Origin of the sequence: Verrucomicrobium sp., assembly GCA_028283855.1 — a bacterium.
In the GTDB taxonomy this organism is placed as follows: domain Bacteria; phylum Verrucomicrobiota; class Verrucomicrobiia; order Methylacidiphilales; family GAS474; genus GAS474.
The window spans coordinates 166,075-181,803 of sequence record JAPWJX010000004.1 but is presented as its reverse complement, the minus strand read 5'-3'; the positions used below and the strand labels follow the sequence as shown (position 1 = coordinate 181,803).

Genomic DNA, 15,729 nt, shown 5'->3' with positions numbered 1-15,729 from the left:
ACCCCATGCAATTGGTCAAGGCCGCCGCCGTCGCCCTGAATCAGACCCCCCTGGATTGGGAGGGGAACGAGGCGCGCATCCGCCAGGCCCTGCGGGAAAGCCGCGCCCAGGAAGCCTCCGTCGCCTGCCTGCCGGAACTCTGCATTACCGGCTACGGGTGCGAGGACGCCTTCCAATACCTCGGCGTCCAGCAGCAGGCCTGGGAGATGCTCCAGCGCCTCCTGCCGGAAACCAAGGGCATGGTCGCCACCCTGGGCCTTCCCCTGCCCTACCATAACGGCCTTTTCAACGCGCAGGCCGTCTGCGTCGACGGGGAGATCAAGGGCTTCGTGCCGAAGCAGCACCTGGCCAACGACGGCAACCACTACGAGTCCCGCTGGTTCAAGGAATGGCCGGAAGGGGTCCAATCGACCGTCACCCTGGGCGGGAAGGCCTACCCCATCGGCGACCTCCTTTTCGACATCGGCGGCGTCCGCATCGGCCTGGAAACGTGCGAGGACGCCTGGGTGGCCAACCGCCCCGGCACTCCCCTGGCCCAGCGCGGCGCCGACCTCATCCTCAATTCCAGCGCCAGCCACTTCTCCTTCGGCAAGCACGAGGTGCGCAAGCGCATCGTCCTGGAAGGCTCCCGCGCCTTCAACGCCCACTACCTCTACAGCAACCTGCTGGGCAACGAGGCGGGCCGCATGATCTACGACGGCGGCGCGCTGATCGCCAGCCGGGGCGAGCTGATGGCCGAGGGGCCGCGCCTCTCCTTCCGCGACGTGCTGGTGACCCCCGCCGTCCTGGACATCGACGCCACCCGCACCGCCCAGCGCGCCTCCGCCAGCTTCCAGCCGCGCTTCGAGGCGGTGGAGCCGGGCCTCGTCGCCATCCCCTTCCCCTGGCCCGCCGTGGAGAATGAAAAGGCCACGCCGCCCGCCGCTCCGGCCTGGGAATTGAGCCCCCATCACAAGGAGGAGGAGTTCACCCGTGCCGAAGCCCTGGCCCTCTTCGACTACTTCCGCAAAAACCCGCAGCTCCACAGCCTCGCCACCTCCCTAAGCGGCGGCGTCGACTCCGCCGCCGTCCTCTCCCTGCAGGGCATCGCGGCGAAATTCGCCATGGACGAGCTGGGCGTCGCAGGATTCCAGAAAAAGCTCTCCCACATCCCCGGCATCGAACAATCCCGGACGCCCGGCGACTTCATGAGCCGCCACACCCTCTGCGCCTACCAGGGCGGGGAAAACAGCTCCGCCGAAACCCGCGCGGCGGCCCGCGCCGTTTCCAAGGAACTGGGGGCCGAATACCACGAGTTCGACATCCAGCCCCTCGTCGACGCCTACGAAAAACTTGGCGAGCAGATCACCGGCCGCCCCCTGGACTGGGAGCGGGACGACCACGCCCGGCAGAACATCCAGGCCCGCGTCCGCGCCCCCGGCATCTGGCTGGCCGCCAACCTCCGCAACGCCCTCCTCCTGGTCACCACCAACCGCTCGGAAGCGACCGTCGGCTACTCCACCCAGGACGGCGACACCGCCGGCGGCCTGGCCCCGCTGGCCGGCGTCGACAAGGAATTCCTCCGGGAAAGCTGGCTGCCGTGGCTGCAAAAGGAAGGCCCCATCGGCTTCGGCCCCATCACCGCCCTGGAAAAGGTCTTCGCCAAGCCGCCCTCCGGCGAGCTGCGCCCCCTCGTCGAAAACCAGACCGACGAAAAGGACCTCATGCCCCACCGGGTCCTCAACATGATCGAGCGGGCCCTGGTCCGGGACAAGCAGGTCCCGGCGGAGATCTTCCAGCGGCTCCGGCCCGAACTGCCGGAGCTGACCCCGCACGAGTTGGGGAACGATATCAGGAAAGTCGTCGACCTCTACTTCGGCACCCAGTGGAAGCGGGACCGGGAAGCCCCCTCCTTCCACCTGGACGACCACAACCTGGACCCGAAGACGGGCAACCGCATGCCCCTGCTTTCCGGCGGCTTCAAGAAGGAGCTGGAAACCATGTGGGGCGTCGTGGAAGCCTGCGCGCAGCGGGAACAGGAAAAGCGGCAAGCCCGCTCCCTTTTGGCGGAAGCGACCCGTCCGCCGGTCGCCCCCCTCCCTTCCCCGGAGAAAAAGGCGCCCCAGCGCGAGAAATAGGCCTGGAACCTGCTTTTTCCGGGAAAGTTGCCCGGGAAATAGCCGAATTACCTAAAAAGAAACCTCCATGCCCACCCTCCTCCCTCCCCTCCCCGACCACACCGAAGCCCGGCTGAAGGGCGTCCTGGAAAAAGCATGCGTGAAGACCGACTCGCCCGAAGCCAAGTTGGTCCGGCACGAGGTCACCGTCGCCGCCCTGCCCGATCCCGTCGAGCGCGCCCAGTTTACCAGCCTGCATAAGGAAGAACTCGTCCGCCAGAGCAAGGGGGAAGAGATCAACGTCGCCCGCTACGTCCGGGCGCACAACCACGCCTTGCAGGCCGGCCTGCTGGATCCCCGCAGCCACACCCACTAAAACCCCTTTCCGCCCCTAAAGAAAAAGGCGCCTCCCTTACGGGAGGCGCCTTTTTCTTTGGCTCTTATCTAAAACCGGAGGTCCGCTAGGCCTTGAGCGCGCCGACGAGGGCGGCAAAGGCGGTCGGCTCGGCAACGGCCAGGTCGGCCAGGACCTTGCGGTCCAGCTCGATCTGGGCCTTCTTCAGCGCCTCGGCGAAGCGGCTGTAGGTGATGCCGTGGGCCTTGCAGGCGGCGGAAATGCGGGTGAGCCAGAGGGCGCGGAAGTTGCGCTTCCGGGTCTTGCGGTCGCGGTAGGACCAGTATTGAGCCTTCATCCGCGCATCCTTGGCGTAGCGGAAAAGCTTGCTGCGGCGGCCGCGGTAGCCTTTCGCGGCGGAAACGACGCGCTTGCGGCGCTCGCGGGAGGCGGGGGCGTTAGTGGTACGTGCCATATCAGTTCTCTCTTTTAGTTAAAATGGAGGGGTTAGCATGCCCGGTTCGGGCAGGCTGTAAAGGCAAATCTGGCCTTCGGGCTGCGATTACAGCGCCTTAACGGCGGCTGAAAGGCAGGTTCGATTTGATCCGGTATTCGTCGGTCTCGCTGACGCGTTTGACCTTCCCCAGGCTGCGCATGCGCTTGCGGTTCTTGGAACCGGCAAGGTGGCGGCGTCCGGCGCGGGAGGTCAGGACCTTCCCGGTGGCGGTGATCTTGAAACGCTTGGCGACAGACTTCTTAGTCTTACGGCGGGCAACGGCTTTCGGCATATATTTTCTCTCTTATTCTACCCGCATTAGGCGGCCGATTCGGGCTGTCCGTCGGCGGAAGATTCGGTCGTTTCCTCTTCCTCCCCCTCGGGTTCCTCGGCCTCATCGGCCTCTGTGAACTTCCGGGTCCGTTTTTGCAGGGGGAAGGGTGTTAGCATCATCGAAATGCTTTTGCCAACAAATTTTGGCTCCTGATCGGCGGCGCCGATGTGGGAGAGGTCGGCCCGGACGCGGCGCATGAGCGCCTCCCCCAGGTCCTTATGCAGGTTTTCCCGGCCGCGGAGGAAGAGGGAGAGCTTCACCTTCATGCCCTTCCACATGAACTGCTCGGCGTGGCGCAGCTTGGTGGCGTAGTCGTGGGGATCGATGTTCAGGTGGAACTGCATCTCCTTCACCTTGGAGGCGCCGCCGTGCTTTTTGGAGTCTTTGTCCTTCTTGGCGATCTCGTAGCGGTATTTGCCGTAGTCGAGGATCTTGCAGACCGGCGGGTTGGCGTTCGGGGAGATCTCGACCAGGTCGAGGCCGGAACGCTTGGCCAGGTCGAGGGCGGCGGGGGTCGGCATGTTGCCGACCGGCTTGCCGTCCCCGTCGATGACGAAGACCTCGCGGGCGCGGATGAAGTGATTGGCGCGGACGGTATGGTTGCTGAACCGGCCGCTATTGAAGTTTCTAGGAGGGCGAGCCACGTGGGTAGGGTTAGGGGAGGAAAGAAGGCCTCGTGATGAGCTATGGAATCAGAGGGAACGGGAACGGACTTCGGCTTCCAGCCGGGAAATGAAGGCGGAACGGTCCATCAGGCCAAGGTCGCCGTCTTTGCGACTGCGCACTGAGAGCTGCCCAGAGGAGACTTCATTCTTTCCAAGTACCACCATGTTAGAAACCTTTTCGACCTGGGCAAGGCGAATTTTAGCGCCCAGCTTCTCGCGGCTTCCGTCGACCGTGGCGCGCAGGCCCAGGGCGCGCAGCTCCCCGGCCAGCACCTCGGCGGCGGGATTTTGGTCGTCCGTGACGGGGAGGATGCGGACCTGCTCCGGGGAGAGCCAGGTGGGGAAGGCCCCGGCGAAGTGCTCGATGAGGAAGCCGATGAACCGCTCGTGCGTGCCCAGGGGGGCGCGGTGGATGCAGAGCGGGGTTTCCTTGGTGTTCTGCGCGGTGGTGTAGGAGAGGCCGAAGCGGCGCGGCACGGCGAAGTCGACCTGGTTCGTCGCCAGGGTGAATTCCCGGCCGATGGCGCTCCAGACCTGGACGTCGATCTTCGGCCCGTAGAAGGCAGCCTCGTTCGGCACCTCGATGAAGTCGATGCCGCTCTCCACCAGCACGCGGCGGACCATGTCCTCCGTCTGCTTCCAGAGTTCCGGCTCGTCCACATATTTCTGGCCCAGCTTCTCCGGGTCGTGCGTGGAGAAGCGCATCCGGTAGCGGTCGAGGCCGAAGATCTTGAAATACTTCAGGTACATCTCGTTCACCGCGTGGAATTCCGCCGCGAACTGCTCCGCCGTGCAGTAGATGTGCGCGTCGTTCATCTGCATGGAGCGGACGCGCATGAGGCCCAGCAGCTCGCCGGACTGCTCGTAGCGGTAGCAGGTGCCGTACTCGGCCAGGCGCAGCGGCAGGTCGCGGTAGGAACGGGGCACCGCGTCGAAGAGCTTGTGGTGGTGCGGGCAGTTCATCGCCTTGAGGTAGTAGGTGACCGGCTCCTTCCCCTCCTCTTCCTTCAGCTGCATGGGCGGGAACATGCTCTCCGCGTAGTAGGGCAGGTGCCCGCTGGTCTTGTAGAGGTTGTCCCGGGCGATGTGCGGGGTGCGGACCCGCTCGTAGCCGGCGGCGAACTCGGTTTCCTTGGCCAGCTTCTCCAGTTCCTCGATGAGGACGGTCCCCTTCGGCAGCCAGAGGGGCAGGCCGGGGCCGACGTCCTCGTCGAACGTGAAGAGCTGGAGCTCCTTGCCCAGCTTGCGGTGGTCGCGCTTCTTGGCCTCCTCCAGCATGGCGAAGTGGGCGTCCATCTCCGCCTGGGTGGCAAACGCGATGCCGTAGATGCGCTGGAGCTGGGGGTTGCGCTCATCCCCCTTGTAATAGGCGCTGGCGACGTGGGTGAGCTTCACCGCGCCGACGGAGCCGGTGTCGGCCACGTGGGGCCCGGCGCAGAGGTCGGTGAAGGCGCCGTTCTCGTAGAGGGAGATGGTCTCCCCTTCCGGGATGCCCTGGAGGATGTCGAGCTTGAAGCGGCTGGGTTCCGGCCGGTCGGAAAGGGCGGCCAGGCGGCCGGCGCGGGCCAGCTTCTCCGCCTCGGCGCGGCTCACTTCCTTGCGGACGAAGGGCTGCTTGGCGGCCAGGACGCGGGCGATGGCTTCCTCGATCTTCGGGAAATCCTCCGGGCTGAGCCGGTGGGGGAGGTCGACGTCGTAGTAGAATCCCTGCTCGACGGGAGGCCCGGCGGCGAACTGCGCCTCCGGCCAAAGTTCCAGGAGGGCGGTGGCCAGGACGTGGGCCGCCGAGTGACGCCGCGTTTCGAGTTCGTTCATCAAAAGCTACTTGCCGGACTTGCCCGCGCGCTCTTCAAAGGCGCCGTATTGGCGGAACTTCTCGTAGCGGCCTTCCTGCAGGGCGGAGACGCCCAGCTTCTGCAGCTGGCGCAGGTGGCGGAGGATGGCGTCCTTGAGGGAGGCCGCGGCGGCGTCCCAGTTGCGGTGCGCGCCGCCGAGGGGCTCGGGGATGACTTCCTCCACCAGCTTCATTTTGAAAAGCTCGGCGGAACTGATCTTCATCGCCTCGGCCGCCTTCGGGGCCTGGGCGGCGGAGTGCCAGAGGATGGAGGCGCAGCCCTCCGGGGAAATGACGGAGTAGTAGGCGTTCTCCATGAGGAGGACGCGGTCGGCCACGCCGATGCCCAGGGCGCCGCCGCTCCCCCCCTCGCCCAGCACGGTGGCGACGATGGGGACGCGCAGGGAGAACATTTCCCGCAGGTTCTTGGCGATCGCCTCGCCGACGTGGCGTTCCTCGGAGGCCAGGCCGGGGTAGGCCCCCGGGGTGTCGATGAAGCACAGGATGGGCAGGCCGAACTTGTCCGCCATCTGCATGAGGCGAAGGGCCTTGCGGTAGCCTTCCGGGTGGGACATGCCGAAGTTGCGCAGGAGGTTCTCCTTCACGTCCCGGCCCTTTTGCTGGCCGATGACGACGACCCGCTCCCCGTCCAGGGTGGCCAGGCCGCCGACGGTCGCGCGGTCGTTGCCGTAGACGCGGTCCCCCGCCAGCTCGGTGAAGTCGGTGAAGAGGCGCTGGGCGTAGTCCAGGAAATAGGGGCGCTGCGGGTGGCGGGCGATCTGGACGCGCTGCCAGGGAGTCAGCTTCGTGTAGAGTTCCGCCCGCTCCTCGGCGATTTTCTTCTCCAGCCGGGTGATCTCCCCGCCCAGGTCGACGTCATGGGCCTCCGAGCGGGTCTTCAGCTCGGCGAGCATTTTTTCCAGCTCGGCGACCGGCTTCTCGAACTCGAGGGGGGTGATGGGCCGCGCGGCGGGCGCGGCGGCGGTGGCGGAACGAGAACTCATCTTGAATGGAATCGACTCTTTTGCCATCCTCCGCCCCTTCTTACAACGCGATTTTTTCGCCCCGATTAACCCATCTTAACAATTATCCCCATGAAGAAGCTCCCTCCCTACAAGCCGCTGACTTACCCCCTGCTGGAAGGAGCCGACTTCCTCGACCTCCCCACGCTGGAAAAGATCTACGCCGATCTCGACGCGCGCCTGGGCGAGGTAAAGACCGAGGCCGACATGCGGGCCTGGATCGAGCTGAGCGACGAATTCGAAGACGCCTCCGGCGAAGCATGGCAGGCCGTGACCCTCGACCGCGATTCCGACACGAACAATCCGGAATATAAGGCCGCCTACGACCGGCTGGTCAACGAGGTGAGCCCGCCGATCCAGGACATCGACGCCGCGCTGCAAAAGAAGCTCCAGGCCCATCCCGCCTTCCAGGCCCTGCCCCCCTATTTCGACGAGCTGCGGAAGGGGATCAACACCGCCGTCACCCTTTATCGGGAGGAAAACACCGAGCTGGGCACCCAGGACACCAACCTGGCCAGCGCCTATGAGGAAGCCACGTCCAACCTGACCGTCGAGCTGGACGGAAAGACCCTCACCTCCCAGCAGATCAAACCGGTCCTGGAAGGCACCGACCGCGCCAAGCGCCAGGAAGCCTGGGTAAAGGAAAAGGAAGCCCGCCTGGCCCACCGGCAGGAGTTCAACGAGATTTTCGCCCAGCAGGTGGACCTCCGCTGCCAGATGGCAAAGAACGCCGGCTACGCCCTGCCCGGCCGGCCGGAGACGGGGGACTACCTCCACTACGGCTACGCCGCGCGGGGCCGCAACTCGACGCCGGAGGAGACGCTCCAGCTCCATCAGGCGATCGAGGACCACATCGTCCCCTTCTTCCGCGCGTTCCAGCGGGATGTGCAGGAAAAGATGGCCGCCTCCGGCCAGCTGCAAAAGGGGGAAAAGCTCCGCCCGTGGGACCTCACCGTCGATCCGGACGGCCTGCCGCCTCTCAAGCCCTTCGCCAGCCAGGAAGAATTCGTCCCCGGGATGATCCAGCTGGCCAACGCCGTCGACCCCCGGCTGGCCCCCTCCCTGGAGGAGGCGGCGCGGGACGGCCTGCTCGACGCGGAGGACCGCCCCGGCAAGACGCCGTGCTACGGCTTCTGCGCCACCCTGCCCCTCTCCCGCCGCCAGTTCCTCTGCGTGAACAACGCGCTGACGCAGGAGGGCATCGCCACCGCCGCCCACGAGGGCCTGGGCCACGGCAGCCACGCCTATTTCTGCAAGGACCAGGACCTCTCCTCCTACCGCGGCGAGCCCGGCATGGAACTGTGCGAGCTGGCCTCCATGACGCAGGAGCTGGTCGTCCCGAACAAGCTGGGCGTCGTCTACCAGGACCCTTCGGAAAAGCTGCGCGCCCAGCGCTTCATGATCGCCGACTTCTTCAACTACGTGCTGAAGGTGGCCTCCACCGACGCCTTCCAGCACTGGGTCTACGCCCACCCGGAAAGCACGCAGGAGGAAAAGGACGCCCAGTGGCTGAAGGAGGCGGAGCGCTTCGGCGGGATCGAGGATTGGAGCGGCTACGAGGAGTTCCGCCGCGGCCAGTGGCAGGAGCGCGCCCACCTCATCAACGCCCCGCTCTATTCCGAATACCTCCAGTCCGGCATCGGCGCGCTGCAGATTTCCGCCCGCTACGACAAGGATCCGGAAGGGGCCATCGCCGACTACATCACCTTCCTGAAGGCGGGCGGCTCCGTCGACGCCCACAAGGGCTACGCCCTGGCGGGCATCCGCTTTGACGGGACGGGCGAGACGCTGCCGGAGACGATGGCCGCCATCGAGAAGCGGATGGACGCCCTCCGCGCGGAGGAGGCCGCCCTCCAGCCCCGCCGGGAAATCGGCGGCATCGAGCAAAGCCGCCGCACGGTGCCCGTGGCGGGGATCTCCCCCGCGCCGGAAAAGACCCAGGCCTGATGCCCGCCTCCAGCCGCGCCCTTTGGGGCTGCATCGCCTTCGTCTTCCTCGGCGCGGCGCTCCTCTCCCCGCCTCTCTATTGGCTGGGGCACGGGTGGATCGCCCACCCCTTCCACCGCTACGTCGACCGGGCGCTGATGCTCGCCGCGCTGGCGGGGCTCTTCCTTTTCCGCAAGCCGCTGGGGCTGGCCTCCGCCCCGGCCCTGGGCCTGGGGCCCTCGCCCCGGCGCGGGAAGGACTGGCTGGGCGGGCTGGAAATCGGCCTTCTCTCCGCCCTCCTCTTCGCCGCGCTGGCGGTGGCGGCGGGCGGCCGGGGCTGGACGCCGCAGCCCCCGCTCCCCTTCCTCTGCGGCCTGGCGGGCGTCGCCCTCGGCGCGGCCGTCCTGGCCTTCGTGGAGGAGGTCCTCTTCCGGGGCGTCATCCAGGGGACCCTCGTCCGCGCGTGGGGCGGCGTCCCGGGCCTCTTGGCCGGCGCGGCGCTCTTCGCCCTCTTCCATTTCATCAAGGTCCCCGCCACGTTCGCCCCGCAGCCGGTGACCTGGGCCTCCGGCTTCGCCGCCGTGGGCCACGCCTTCGAGCCGCTCGGCGCGCTGGCCCAGCCGAACATGGCCTTTCGCTTCGCCACGCTCCTGGCCGTCGGCCTCGTCCTGGGTGCGGCCTACCTCCGCACGGGGCGGCTTTGGCTCTCCATGGGCCTTCACGCGGGCTGGATCGTCGGCGCAAAGGCCAGCCAGGCCCTCACCGCCGGGTGGCCCGGCCATTGGGCCGGGGGCTCCTTCCTGGAAAATCCCGTCAGCCTGGTCCTCCTTTTCCTCATCCTGCCGATCGTGCGGAGGTGGCCCCGTGGGGATTGAGCTCTATGTGGGTTGAGCTCTATTCGGCAGCGAAGGAGTGGGGCCGGACCGGCGCCGACCTCCTCTTCCCGCCCGCCGCGATCGACCCGGAGCTGCCCGGCACGCGGCGGGTCGCCGCCCCCTTTTGCCGCCAGTGCGGGGAGCCCTTTCCCGGCGTCTTCCCCGGCCCCTTCCTCTGCGCCAACTGCCAGGAACGGGAATGGTCCCTGGCCTGGGCCCGGGCGGCGTATCGCGCCGAGGGGACCGTCCGCGACGCGATCCTCCACTTTAAATACGGCGGCCAGTCCCATTACCTCTCTCCCCTGACCGACTGGCTGGAGGACGGCTTCCGCCGCTTTGCCGCCGGGGAGAATTGGGACGGGCTGGTCCCGGTCCCCCTCCACCCTCTGCGGCGGCGGGAGCGCGGCTTCAACCAGGCGGCGGAACTGGCCCGGGCTCTGGGCAGGCGCCAAGGGATCCCCGTCCTCCCCTGTTTAAAGAGAGCGCGCCCCACCGTCCAACAGGCCCGGCTGAGCCGCGGCCCCCGGTTGCGGAACCTGCTGGGGGCCTTCCAGGTAAACGCCCGGTTTGACGTGGAAGGCCGCCATTTGCTACTAATCGACGATGTATTGACCACCGGCGCGACCGCCGAGGCGTGCGCCCGCATCCTCTTGGCGGCCGGAGCGGCCCGGGTCGCCGCCCTCACCATCGCCCGCGCCTGACTTCCTAATCCCTTTATATATAGAGCCATGCAAAACGAATCCCCCGAAGCGATCAGCATCCCCTCCGGCGAGACCCGCCTGGAGATCCCCAATGGCCTGTGGACCAGCTGCCCGCACTGCCGGGAGATGCTCTACGCCAAGCAGTTGGCGGACAACACCCAGGTCTGCCCGAAGTGCCAGCACCACTTCGCCCTGGGGGCCCGGGATTGGGCGGAGCTGCTGGCCGACCCCGGCACCTTCAAGGAAGAGGACGCGGGCCTGGGCCCCGTCGACGCGCTCAACTTCGTGGCCGTGAAGGCCTACGCGGAGCAGATCCAGAAATATCAGAAAAGCACCGGCCTGCGGGAAGCGGTCGTCAGCGGCTTCCTCTCCATCGAGGGGGAGAAGGCCTCCCTGGCCGCCATGGACTTCAAGTTCCTGGGCGGCAGCATGGGCGCGGCGGTAGGGGAGAAGATCACCCGCGCCATCGAACGCGCCACCAAGGCGAAGGTCCCCGTCCTCATCATCTCCACCTCCGGCGGCGCCCGCATGCACGAGGGCGCCATGAGCCTCATGCAGATGGCCAAGACCAGCGGCGCCCTGGCCCGCCACCACGAGGCCGGGCTGCCCTTCATCTCCATCCTGACCAACCCCACCATGGGCGGCGTCACCGCCAGCTACGCCTCCCTGGGCGACGTCATCCTGGCCGAGCCCCACGCCATGGTCGGCTTCGCCGGCAAGCGCGTCATCAAGGAGACGACCAAGCAGGACCTCCCCAAGGGCTTCCAGACCGCCGAGTTCCTCCTGGACCGCGGCCTGATCGACATGATCGTGCCGCGCCTCTCCATGCGGCCGACCCTGGCCAAGATCCTCCGTTACCTGAAGAAGAAGTAGCCCGCCCATGGACTACGCCGCGGCCCTCGCCTGGCTCGGCCAGACCCGGCGGCTGGGGATGAAGCTGGGCCTGGGCAAGATGGAGGCCCTGGCCGCCGCCCTCGGCTCCCCGGAAAAAAAGCTCCGCTTCGTCCACATCGCGGGGACCAACGGAAAGGGCTCCACCGCCGCCTTCTGCGCCGCCGCGCTCCGCGCCCGGGGCCTGCGGACCGGCCTCTACACCTCCCCCCACCTCCGCAGCGTGCGGGAGCGGATCCAGGTCGACGGCGTCCCGATCTCCCGCGAGGCCTTCGCCGCCGGGATCGCCGCCGTTGCCGCCGTCTCCCTGCCGGAAGAATGGGGCCCGCCGACCTTCTTCGAGGCGGTCACCGCCGTCGCCCTCCGCCACTTCGCGCAGGCGGGCGTCGAATGGGCCGTCTGGGAAACCGGCCTCGGCGGGCGGCTCGACGCGACCAACATCGTCACCCCCGCCGTCACCATCGTCACCAACATCGGGACCGACCACCGCGAGTTCCTGGGCGACACGCCGGAGGCGGTCGCCGCCGAGAAGGCCGGCATCTTCAAGCCCGGCGTCCCCGCCGTCACCGGGCAGGAGGCGGGCCCCGCCCTGGACGTCCTGCGCCGCCGCGCGGAGGAAAAGGGCGCGCCGCTCACCGTCCTTCATACCGGCTTCCCCGGCCCGCTTGGCCTGCGCGGCCCGCACCAGGCGCGCAACGCCGCCTGCGCCGCCGCAGCCCTCCGCCTCGTCCTCCCCTTCGCGGACGAGGAACTTTCCCGCGCCTTCGCCACCGCCGCGTGGCCCGGCCGCTTCCAGGTATTGCGCAAAGAGCCGCCCCTGGTCGTCGACGGCGCGCACAACCCGGAAGGGATCGCCGCCGCCGTCGCCGCGTGGAAGGAAAGCTACCGCGTTCCCTACCGCCTCGTCTTCGGCGCCTTCACCGACAAGGACTCCGCCGCCGCCGCGCGGCTCCTCCTGCCCGGCGCGGCGCGGGTCGATCTGGTCGGCCTCCCCGGCGAGCGGGCCGCCGCCCCGGAAAGCCTCCTGCCCCACTTCCCCGGCGCGGCGGTCCATCCCTCCCTCGCCGCGCTCTGGCCCGACCTCGGGGGGGAGCCCGCCCTCCTCCTCGGCTCCCTCACCCTGGCCGCCGAGGCCCTCCGCCTCCACGAAGGGGCCGACGCGGAGGAAACCCAGCTCAACGAGCTCCTCTCCCCCGCCCGATGACGAAGCCCTCCGTCTACTTCTTCGACGCGGCGGGGACGCTCCTCCATCCCGCCCGCCCGGTCGGCGAGACCTACGCCGCGATCGCCCGCGCGCACGGCGCGGAGCTGGATCCCGCGCGGCTCCAGGAAGGCTTCCGCGCCGCGTTCCGCAAGCTCGGCCCGCGCGCGGCGGGAACGGTGCCGGAAAACGGCGACGACCGCGCGTGGTGGCGGCAGGTCGTCCGCCTCAGCGTGGAAGGGCAGCCCGCGCCCGCCGCCTTCGAGCCGTGGTTCGAGGAGCTGTACACCCACTTCTCCCAGCCGGAGGTGTGGCGGCTTTTCCCAGACGTGGCGCCCACGCTGGAGGCGCTGCAGGGCTCCGGCGCGCGTCTGGCCGTCCTCTCCAACTGGGACGCGCGGCTCCGCCCGGTGCTGGAAGGGCTCGGCCTGGGCCGCTTCTTCGAGCGCCTCTTCATCAGCGCGGAAATGGGCTGCGCCAAGCCCGATCCCCTCATCTTCCGCAAGGCCCTGGCCGCCATGGACTGCGCGCCGGAAGAGGCCGCCATGGTCGGCGACGAGGCCGCGCACGACGACGTCCCCGCCCGCGCCCAGGGGCTGCGCGCCTACCTTTTGGACCGCCCCCGGCGCGGCCTGGAAGGGCTATTAGAATCGCTGGATTAGTCCGCAAAAACTCTGTTGCAAGTGACCGATTGACTTGGCGGTACGAGATATCGTACTCTGCGCCCACATGGCCGCCGCCTCCAAGAAGCACTCCTTCTTCCGCTCCAGCATCGGGCTCAAAGCGATCATGGCCGTCACCGGCCTCATCCTCTTCGGGTTCGTCATCGTCCACATGTTGGGCAACCTGCAAATCTTCCTCCCGCCGGAGAAGATCAACCACTACGCCTACCTCCTCCAGGGCAATCCCTGGCTGCTCTGGACCTTCCGGGCCGTCCTCATCCTCTCCGTCCTCCTGCACGTCGACGCCGCCGTCCGCCTCACCCGCCGGAACCGCGCCGCCCGCCCGCAGGACTACGCGCAGCTCAAGCCCCAGACGGCCTCCCTGGCCAGCCGCCTCATGTTCGTCGGCGGCCTCGTGGTCCTGGCCTTCATCATCTTCCACCTCTACCAGTTCACCCTCATGGGCGGGCCCTATCACGGCTACCGCGCGTTCGAGGCGCCGCTGCCCGGCGTCCCCGCCCCCGTCCACGACGTCCACCGCATGATGGTGGCGGCCTTCAGCAACGTCTGGGTCGTCCTCTTCTACATCGTCTCCCTCGGCTTCCTGGCCCTCCACCTTCACCACGGCGGCGCGGCCCTGCTCCGCAGCCTGGGCGTGGGGAACCGGACCACCTTCGCCCTCCAGAACGCCGTCGCCCGCTTCTTCGCCTGGAGCGTCTTCCTGGGCATGGCGGCCATCCCGGCCCTCGTCTTCCTGGGCTACGTCAAATAATGAGCGCGATCCTCAATCCCCGCGTCCCGGAAGGGCCGCTCGCCGAAAAGTGGACCCGGCGCAAGAACGAGATGAAACTCGTCGCGCCGAACAACAAGCGGAAATACAAGGTGCTCATCGTCGGCACCGGCCTGGGCGGCGCCTCCGCCGCCGCCTCCCTGGCGGAAATGGGCTACGAGGTGGAATCCTTCTGCTTCCAGGACAGCCCGCGCCGCGCCCACAGCATCGCAGCCCAGGGCGGCATCAACGCGGCCAAGAACTACCAGAACGACGGCGACAGCGTTTACCGCCTCTTCTACGACACGGTGAAGGGCGGCGACTTCCGCTCCCGCGAGGCCAACGTCTACCGCCTGGCCCAGGTCAGCACCCAGATCATCGACCAGTGCGTCGCCCAGGGCGTCCCCTTCGCCCGCGAATACGGCGGCATGCTGGCCAACCGCTCCTTCGGCGGCGCGCAGGTCTCCCGCACCTTTTACGCGCGCGGCGCCACCGGCCAGCAGCTCCTTTTGGGCGCCTACCAGGCCCTCTCCCGGCAGATCGCCGCCGGCCGCATCAAGCTGCACGAGCGGACGGAAATGGTCGACCTGGTGCTGGAAGACGGCAAGGCCAAGGGCATCATCGTCCGCGACCTGGTGACCGGCGAGCTGACCGCCCACGCGGGCGACGCCGTCGTCCTGGCCACCGGCGGCTACGGCAACGTCTTCTACCTCTCCACCTACGCGCGCGGCTCCAACGCCACCGCCATCTGGCGCGCCTACAAGCGGGGCGCCGCCCTGGCCAACCCCTGCTTCACCCAGATCCACCCCACCTGCATCCCGGTGACCGGCGACTACCAGTCAAAGCTCACCCTGATGTCCGAGTCCCTCCGCAACGACGGCCGCATGTGGGTGCCGAAGAAGCAGCACGACTCCCGCCCCCCGGCCCAAATCCCGGAGGACGAGCGCGACTACTTCATGGAGCGGATGTATCCCAGCTACGGGAACCTGGCCCCGCGCGACATCGCCTCCCGCGCCGCCAAGCGCGTGTGCGACGAGGGCCGCGGCGTCGGCCCGAACGGCCTGGGCGTCTACCTCGACTTCGCCGACGTGGTGAAGCGCATCGGCGAAGAGGGCGTGCGGGAGAAATACGCCAACCTCTTCCAGATGTACAACGAGATCACCCATGAGGACGCCTACAAGGCCCCCATGCGGATCTACCCCGCCATCCACTACACGATGGGCGGCCTCTGGGTCGACTACCAGCTGATGAGCAACGTCCCCGGCCTCTTCGTCGTGGGCGAGGCCAACTTCTCCGACCACGGCGCCAACCGCCTGGGCGCCAGCGCCCTCATGCAGGGCCTGGCGGACGGCTACTTCGTCCTTCCCTACACCCTGGGGGACTACCTGGCGGGAGAGAAGCCCGGCAGCCGCCCGAAGGCCGACGCCGCCTCCTTCCAAACCGCCCACAAGGAAAGCGCCGCCCGCATCGAGCGGCTCCTCTCCATCGGCGGGAAGAAGCCCGTCTCCGAGTTCCACCGGGAGCTGGGCAAGATCCTCTGGCACTACTGCGGCATGGCCCGCAACGACGCCGGGCTGCGCAAGGCCCTGGAGCTGATCCCGCAGCTGCGGGCCGAGTTCTGGCGGGACGCCCTGGTCCCCGGCACCGGCGCGGAACTCAACCAGTCCCTGGAAAAGGCCAACCGCATCGCCGACTTCCTGGAGCTGGGCGAGCTGCTCTGCCGCGACGCGCTGACCCGCGCCGAGTCCTGCGGCTGCCACTTCCGCGAGGAATTCCAGGAAGAGGGCGAGTGCAAGCGCAACGACGCCGACTACGCCCACGTCGCCGCCTGGACCTACAACGGCGAGGGCCAGGAGCCGACCCGCAACGTCGAGCCCCTGACCTACGAAAACATCAAGCTGGCCACCCGGAGCTACAAATAAA

At 67.9% G+C, this 15,729-nt stretch carries 15 protein-coding genes; 10 read left to right on the top strand and 5 right to left on the bottom strand.

The features are described from left to right. Nucleotides 1–5 precede the first annotated feature (5 nt). Entirely contained in the window at nucleotides 6–2,117 is a 2,112-nt protein-coding gene (gene nadE / locus PW734_09220) for an NAD(+) synthase (protein MDE1171370.1), read from the top strand. Nucleotides 2,118–2,184: 67 nt separating this feature from the next. Beyond that, on the top strand, nucleotides 2,185–2,472 hold the full coding sequence (locus PW734_09215; protein ID MDE1171369.1) for a hypothetical protein: 288 nt from the start codon (nucleotides 2,185–2,187) through the stop codon (nucleotides 2,470–2,472). A gap of 85 nt (nucleotides 2,473–2,557) precedes the next feature. Here PW734_09215 and rplT read toward each other — a convergent pair whose 3' ends face one another. The 5 genes from rplT to PW734_09190 all read right to left on the bottom strand — a co-directional run bounded on the left by rplT (nucleotide 2,558) and on the right by PW734_09190 (nucleotide 6,763). Further along, nucleotides 2,558–2,905: a 50S ribosomal protein L20 gene (rplT, locus tag PW734_09210; protein MDE1171368.1), complete on the bottom strand. Its 348-nt coding sequence runs from the start codon at nucleotides 2,903–2,905 to the stop codon at nucleotides 2,558–2,560. A 97-nt stretch (nucleotides 2,906–3,002) separates the two neighbouring features. Next, nucleotides 3,003–3,218 (bottom strand): 50S ribosomal protein L35, encoded by a 216-nt coding sequence (rpmI, locus tag PW734_09205; GenBank protein ID MDE1171367.1) that lies wholly within the window; start codon nucleotides 3,216–3,218, stop codon nucleotides 3,003–3,005. Nucleotides 3,219–3,244: 26 nt separating this feature from the next. Beyond that, nucleotides 3,245–3,904, bottom strand: a complete 660-nt coding sequence (infC, locus tag PW734_09200; protein ID MDE1171366.1) for a translation initiation factor IF-3 — start codon at nucleotides 3,902–3,904, stop codon at nucleotides 3,245–3,247. Between the two features lie 48 nt (nucleotides 3,905–3,952). Then, nucleotides 3,953–5,740: a threonine--tRNA ligase gene (gene thrS, locus PW734_09195; protein ID MDE1171365.1), complete on the bottom strand. Its 1,788-nt coding sequence runs from the start codon at nucleotides 5,738–5,740 to the stop codon at nucleotides 3,953–3,955. Between the two features lie 6 nt (nucleotides 5,741–5,746). Beyond that, complete coding sequence (locus PW734_09190; protein MDE1171364.1) at nucleotides 5,747–6,763, bottom strand: acetyl-CoA carboxylase carboxyltransferase subunit alpha; 1,017 nt, start codon at nucleotides 6,761–6,763, stop codon at nucleotides 5,747–5,749. Between the two features lie 90 nt (nucleotides 6,764–6,853). Here PW734_09190 and PW734_09185 point away from each other — a divergent pair, with 90 nt between their 5' ends. The 8 genes from PW734_09185 (at nucleotide 6,854) to PW734_09150 (ending at nucleotide 15,728) form a co-directional block, all read left to right on the top strand. Beyond that, entirely contained in the window at nucleotides 6,854–8,728 is a 1,875-nt protein-coding gene (locus PW734_09185) for a M3 family metallopeptidase (protein MDE1171363.1), read from the top strand. Continuing rightward, nucleotides 8,728–9,582 (top strand): CPBP family intramembrane metalloprotease, encoded by an 855-nt coding sequence (locus PW734_09180; GenBank protein ID MDE1171362.1) that lies wholly within the window; start codon nucleotides 8,728–8,730, stop codon nucleotides 9,580–9,582. Before PW734_09185 ends, PW734_09180 begins: the two co-directional genes overlap by 1 nt. 5 nt (nucleotides 9,583–9,587) lie before the next feature. Continuing rightward, nucleotides 9,588–10,283 carry a ComF family protein gene (locus tag PW734_09175; GenBank protein MDE1171361.1) on the top strand — a complete coding sequence of 232 codons (696 nt, stop codon included), beginning with the start codon at nucleotides 9,588–9,590 and terminating at the stop codon, nucleotides 10,281–10,283. 27 nt (nucleotides 10,284–10,310) lie between these two features. Next, a complete protein-coding gene (gene accD, locus PW734_09170) occupies nucleotides 10,311–11,156 on the top strand; it encodes an acetyl-CoA carboxylase, carboxyltransferase subunit beta (protein ID MDE1171360.1) in 846 nt (281 codons plus the stop codon). A gap of 7 nt (nucleotides 11,157–11,163) precedes the next feature. Continuing rightward, nucleotides 11,164–12,378 carry a Mur ligase family protein gene (locus tag PW734_09165; GenBank protein ID MDE1171359.1) on the top strand — a complete coding sequence of 405 codons (1,215 nt, stop codon included), beginning with the start codon at nucleotides 11,164–11,166 and terminating at the stop codon, nucleotides 12,376–12,378. Continuing rightward, nucleotides 12,375–13,037, top strand: a complete 663-nt coding sequence (locus tag PW734_09160; protein ID MDE1171358.1) for an HAD-IA family hydrolase — start codon at nucleotides 12,375–12,377, stop codon at nucleotides 13,035–13,037. The genes PW734_09165 and PW734_09160 overlap by 4 nt, the downstream gene beginning before the upstream one ends. A 67-nt stretch (nucleotides 13,038–13,104) precedes the next feature. Continuing rightward, nucleotides 13,105–13,809, top strand: coding sequence for a succinate dehydrogenase cytochrome b subunit (locus PW734_09155; GenBank protein MDE1171357.1), 705 nt, complete (start codon nucleotides 13,105–13,107; stop codon nucleotides 13,807–13,809). Further along, complete coding sequence (locus tag PW734_09150; protein MDE1171356.1) at nucleotides 13,809–15,728, top strand: fumarate reductase/succinate dehydrogenase flavoprotein subunit; 1,920 nt, start codon at nucleotides 13,809–13,811, stop codon at nucleotides 15,726–15,728. Before PW734_09155 ends, PW734_09150 begins: the two co-directional genes overlap by 1 nt. Nucleotide 15,729: the final 1 nt, after the last annotated feature.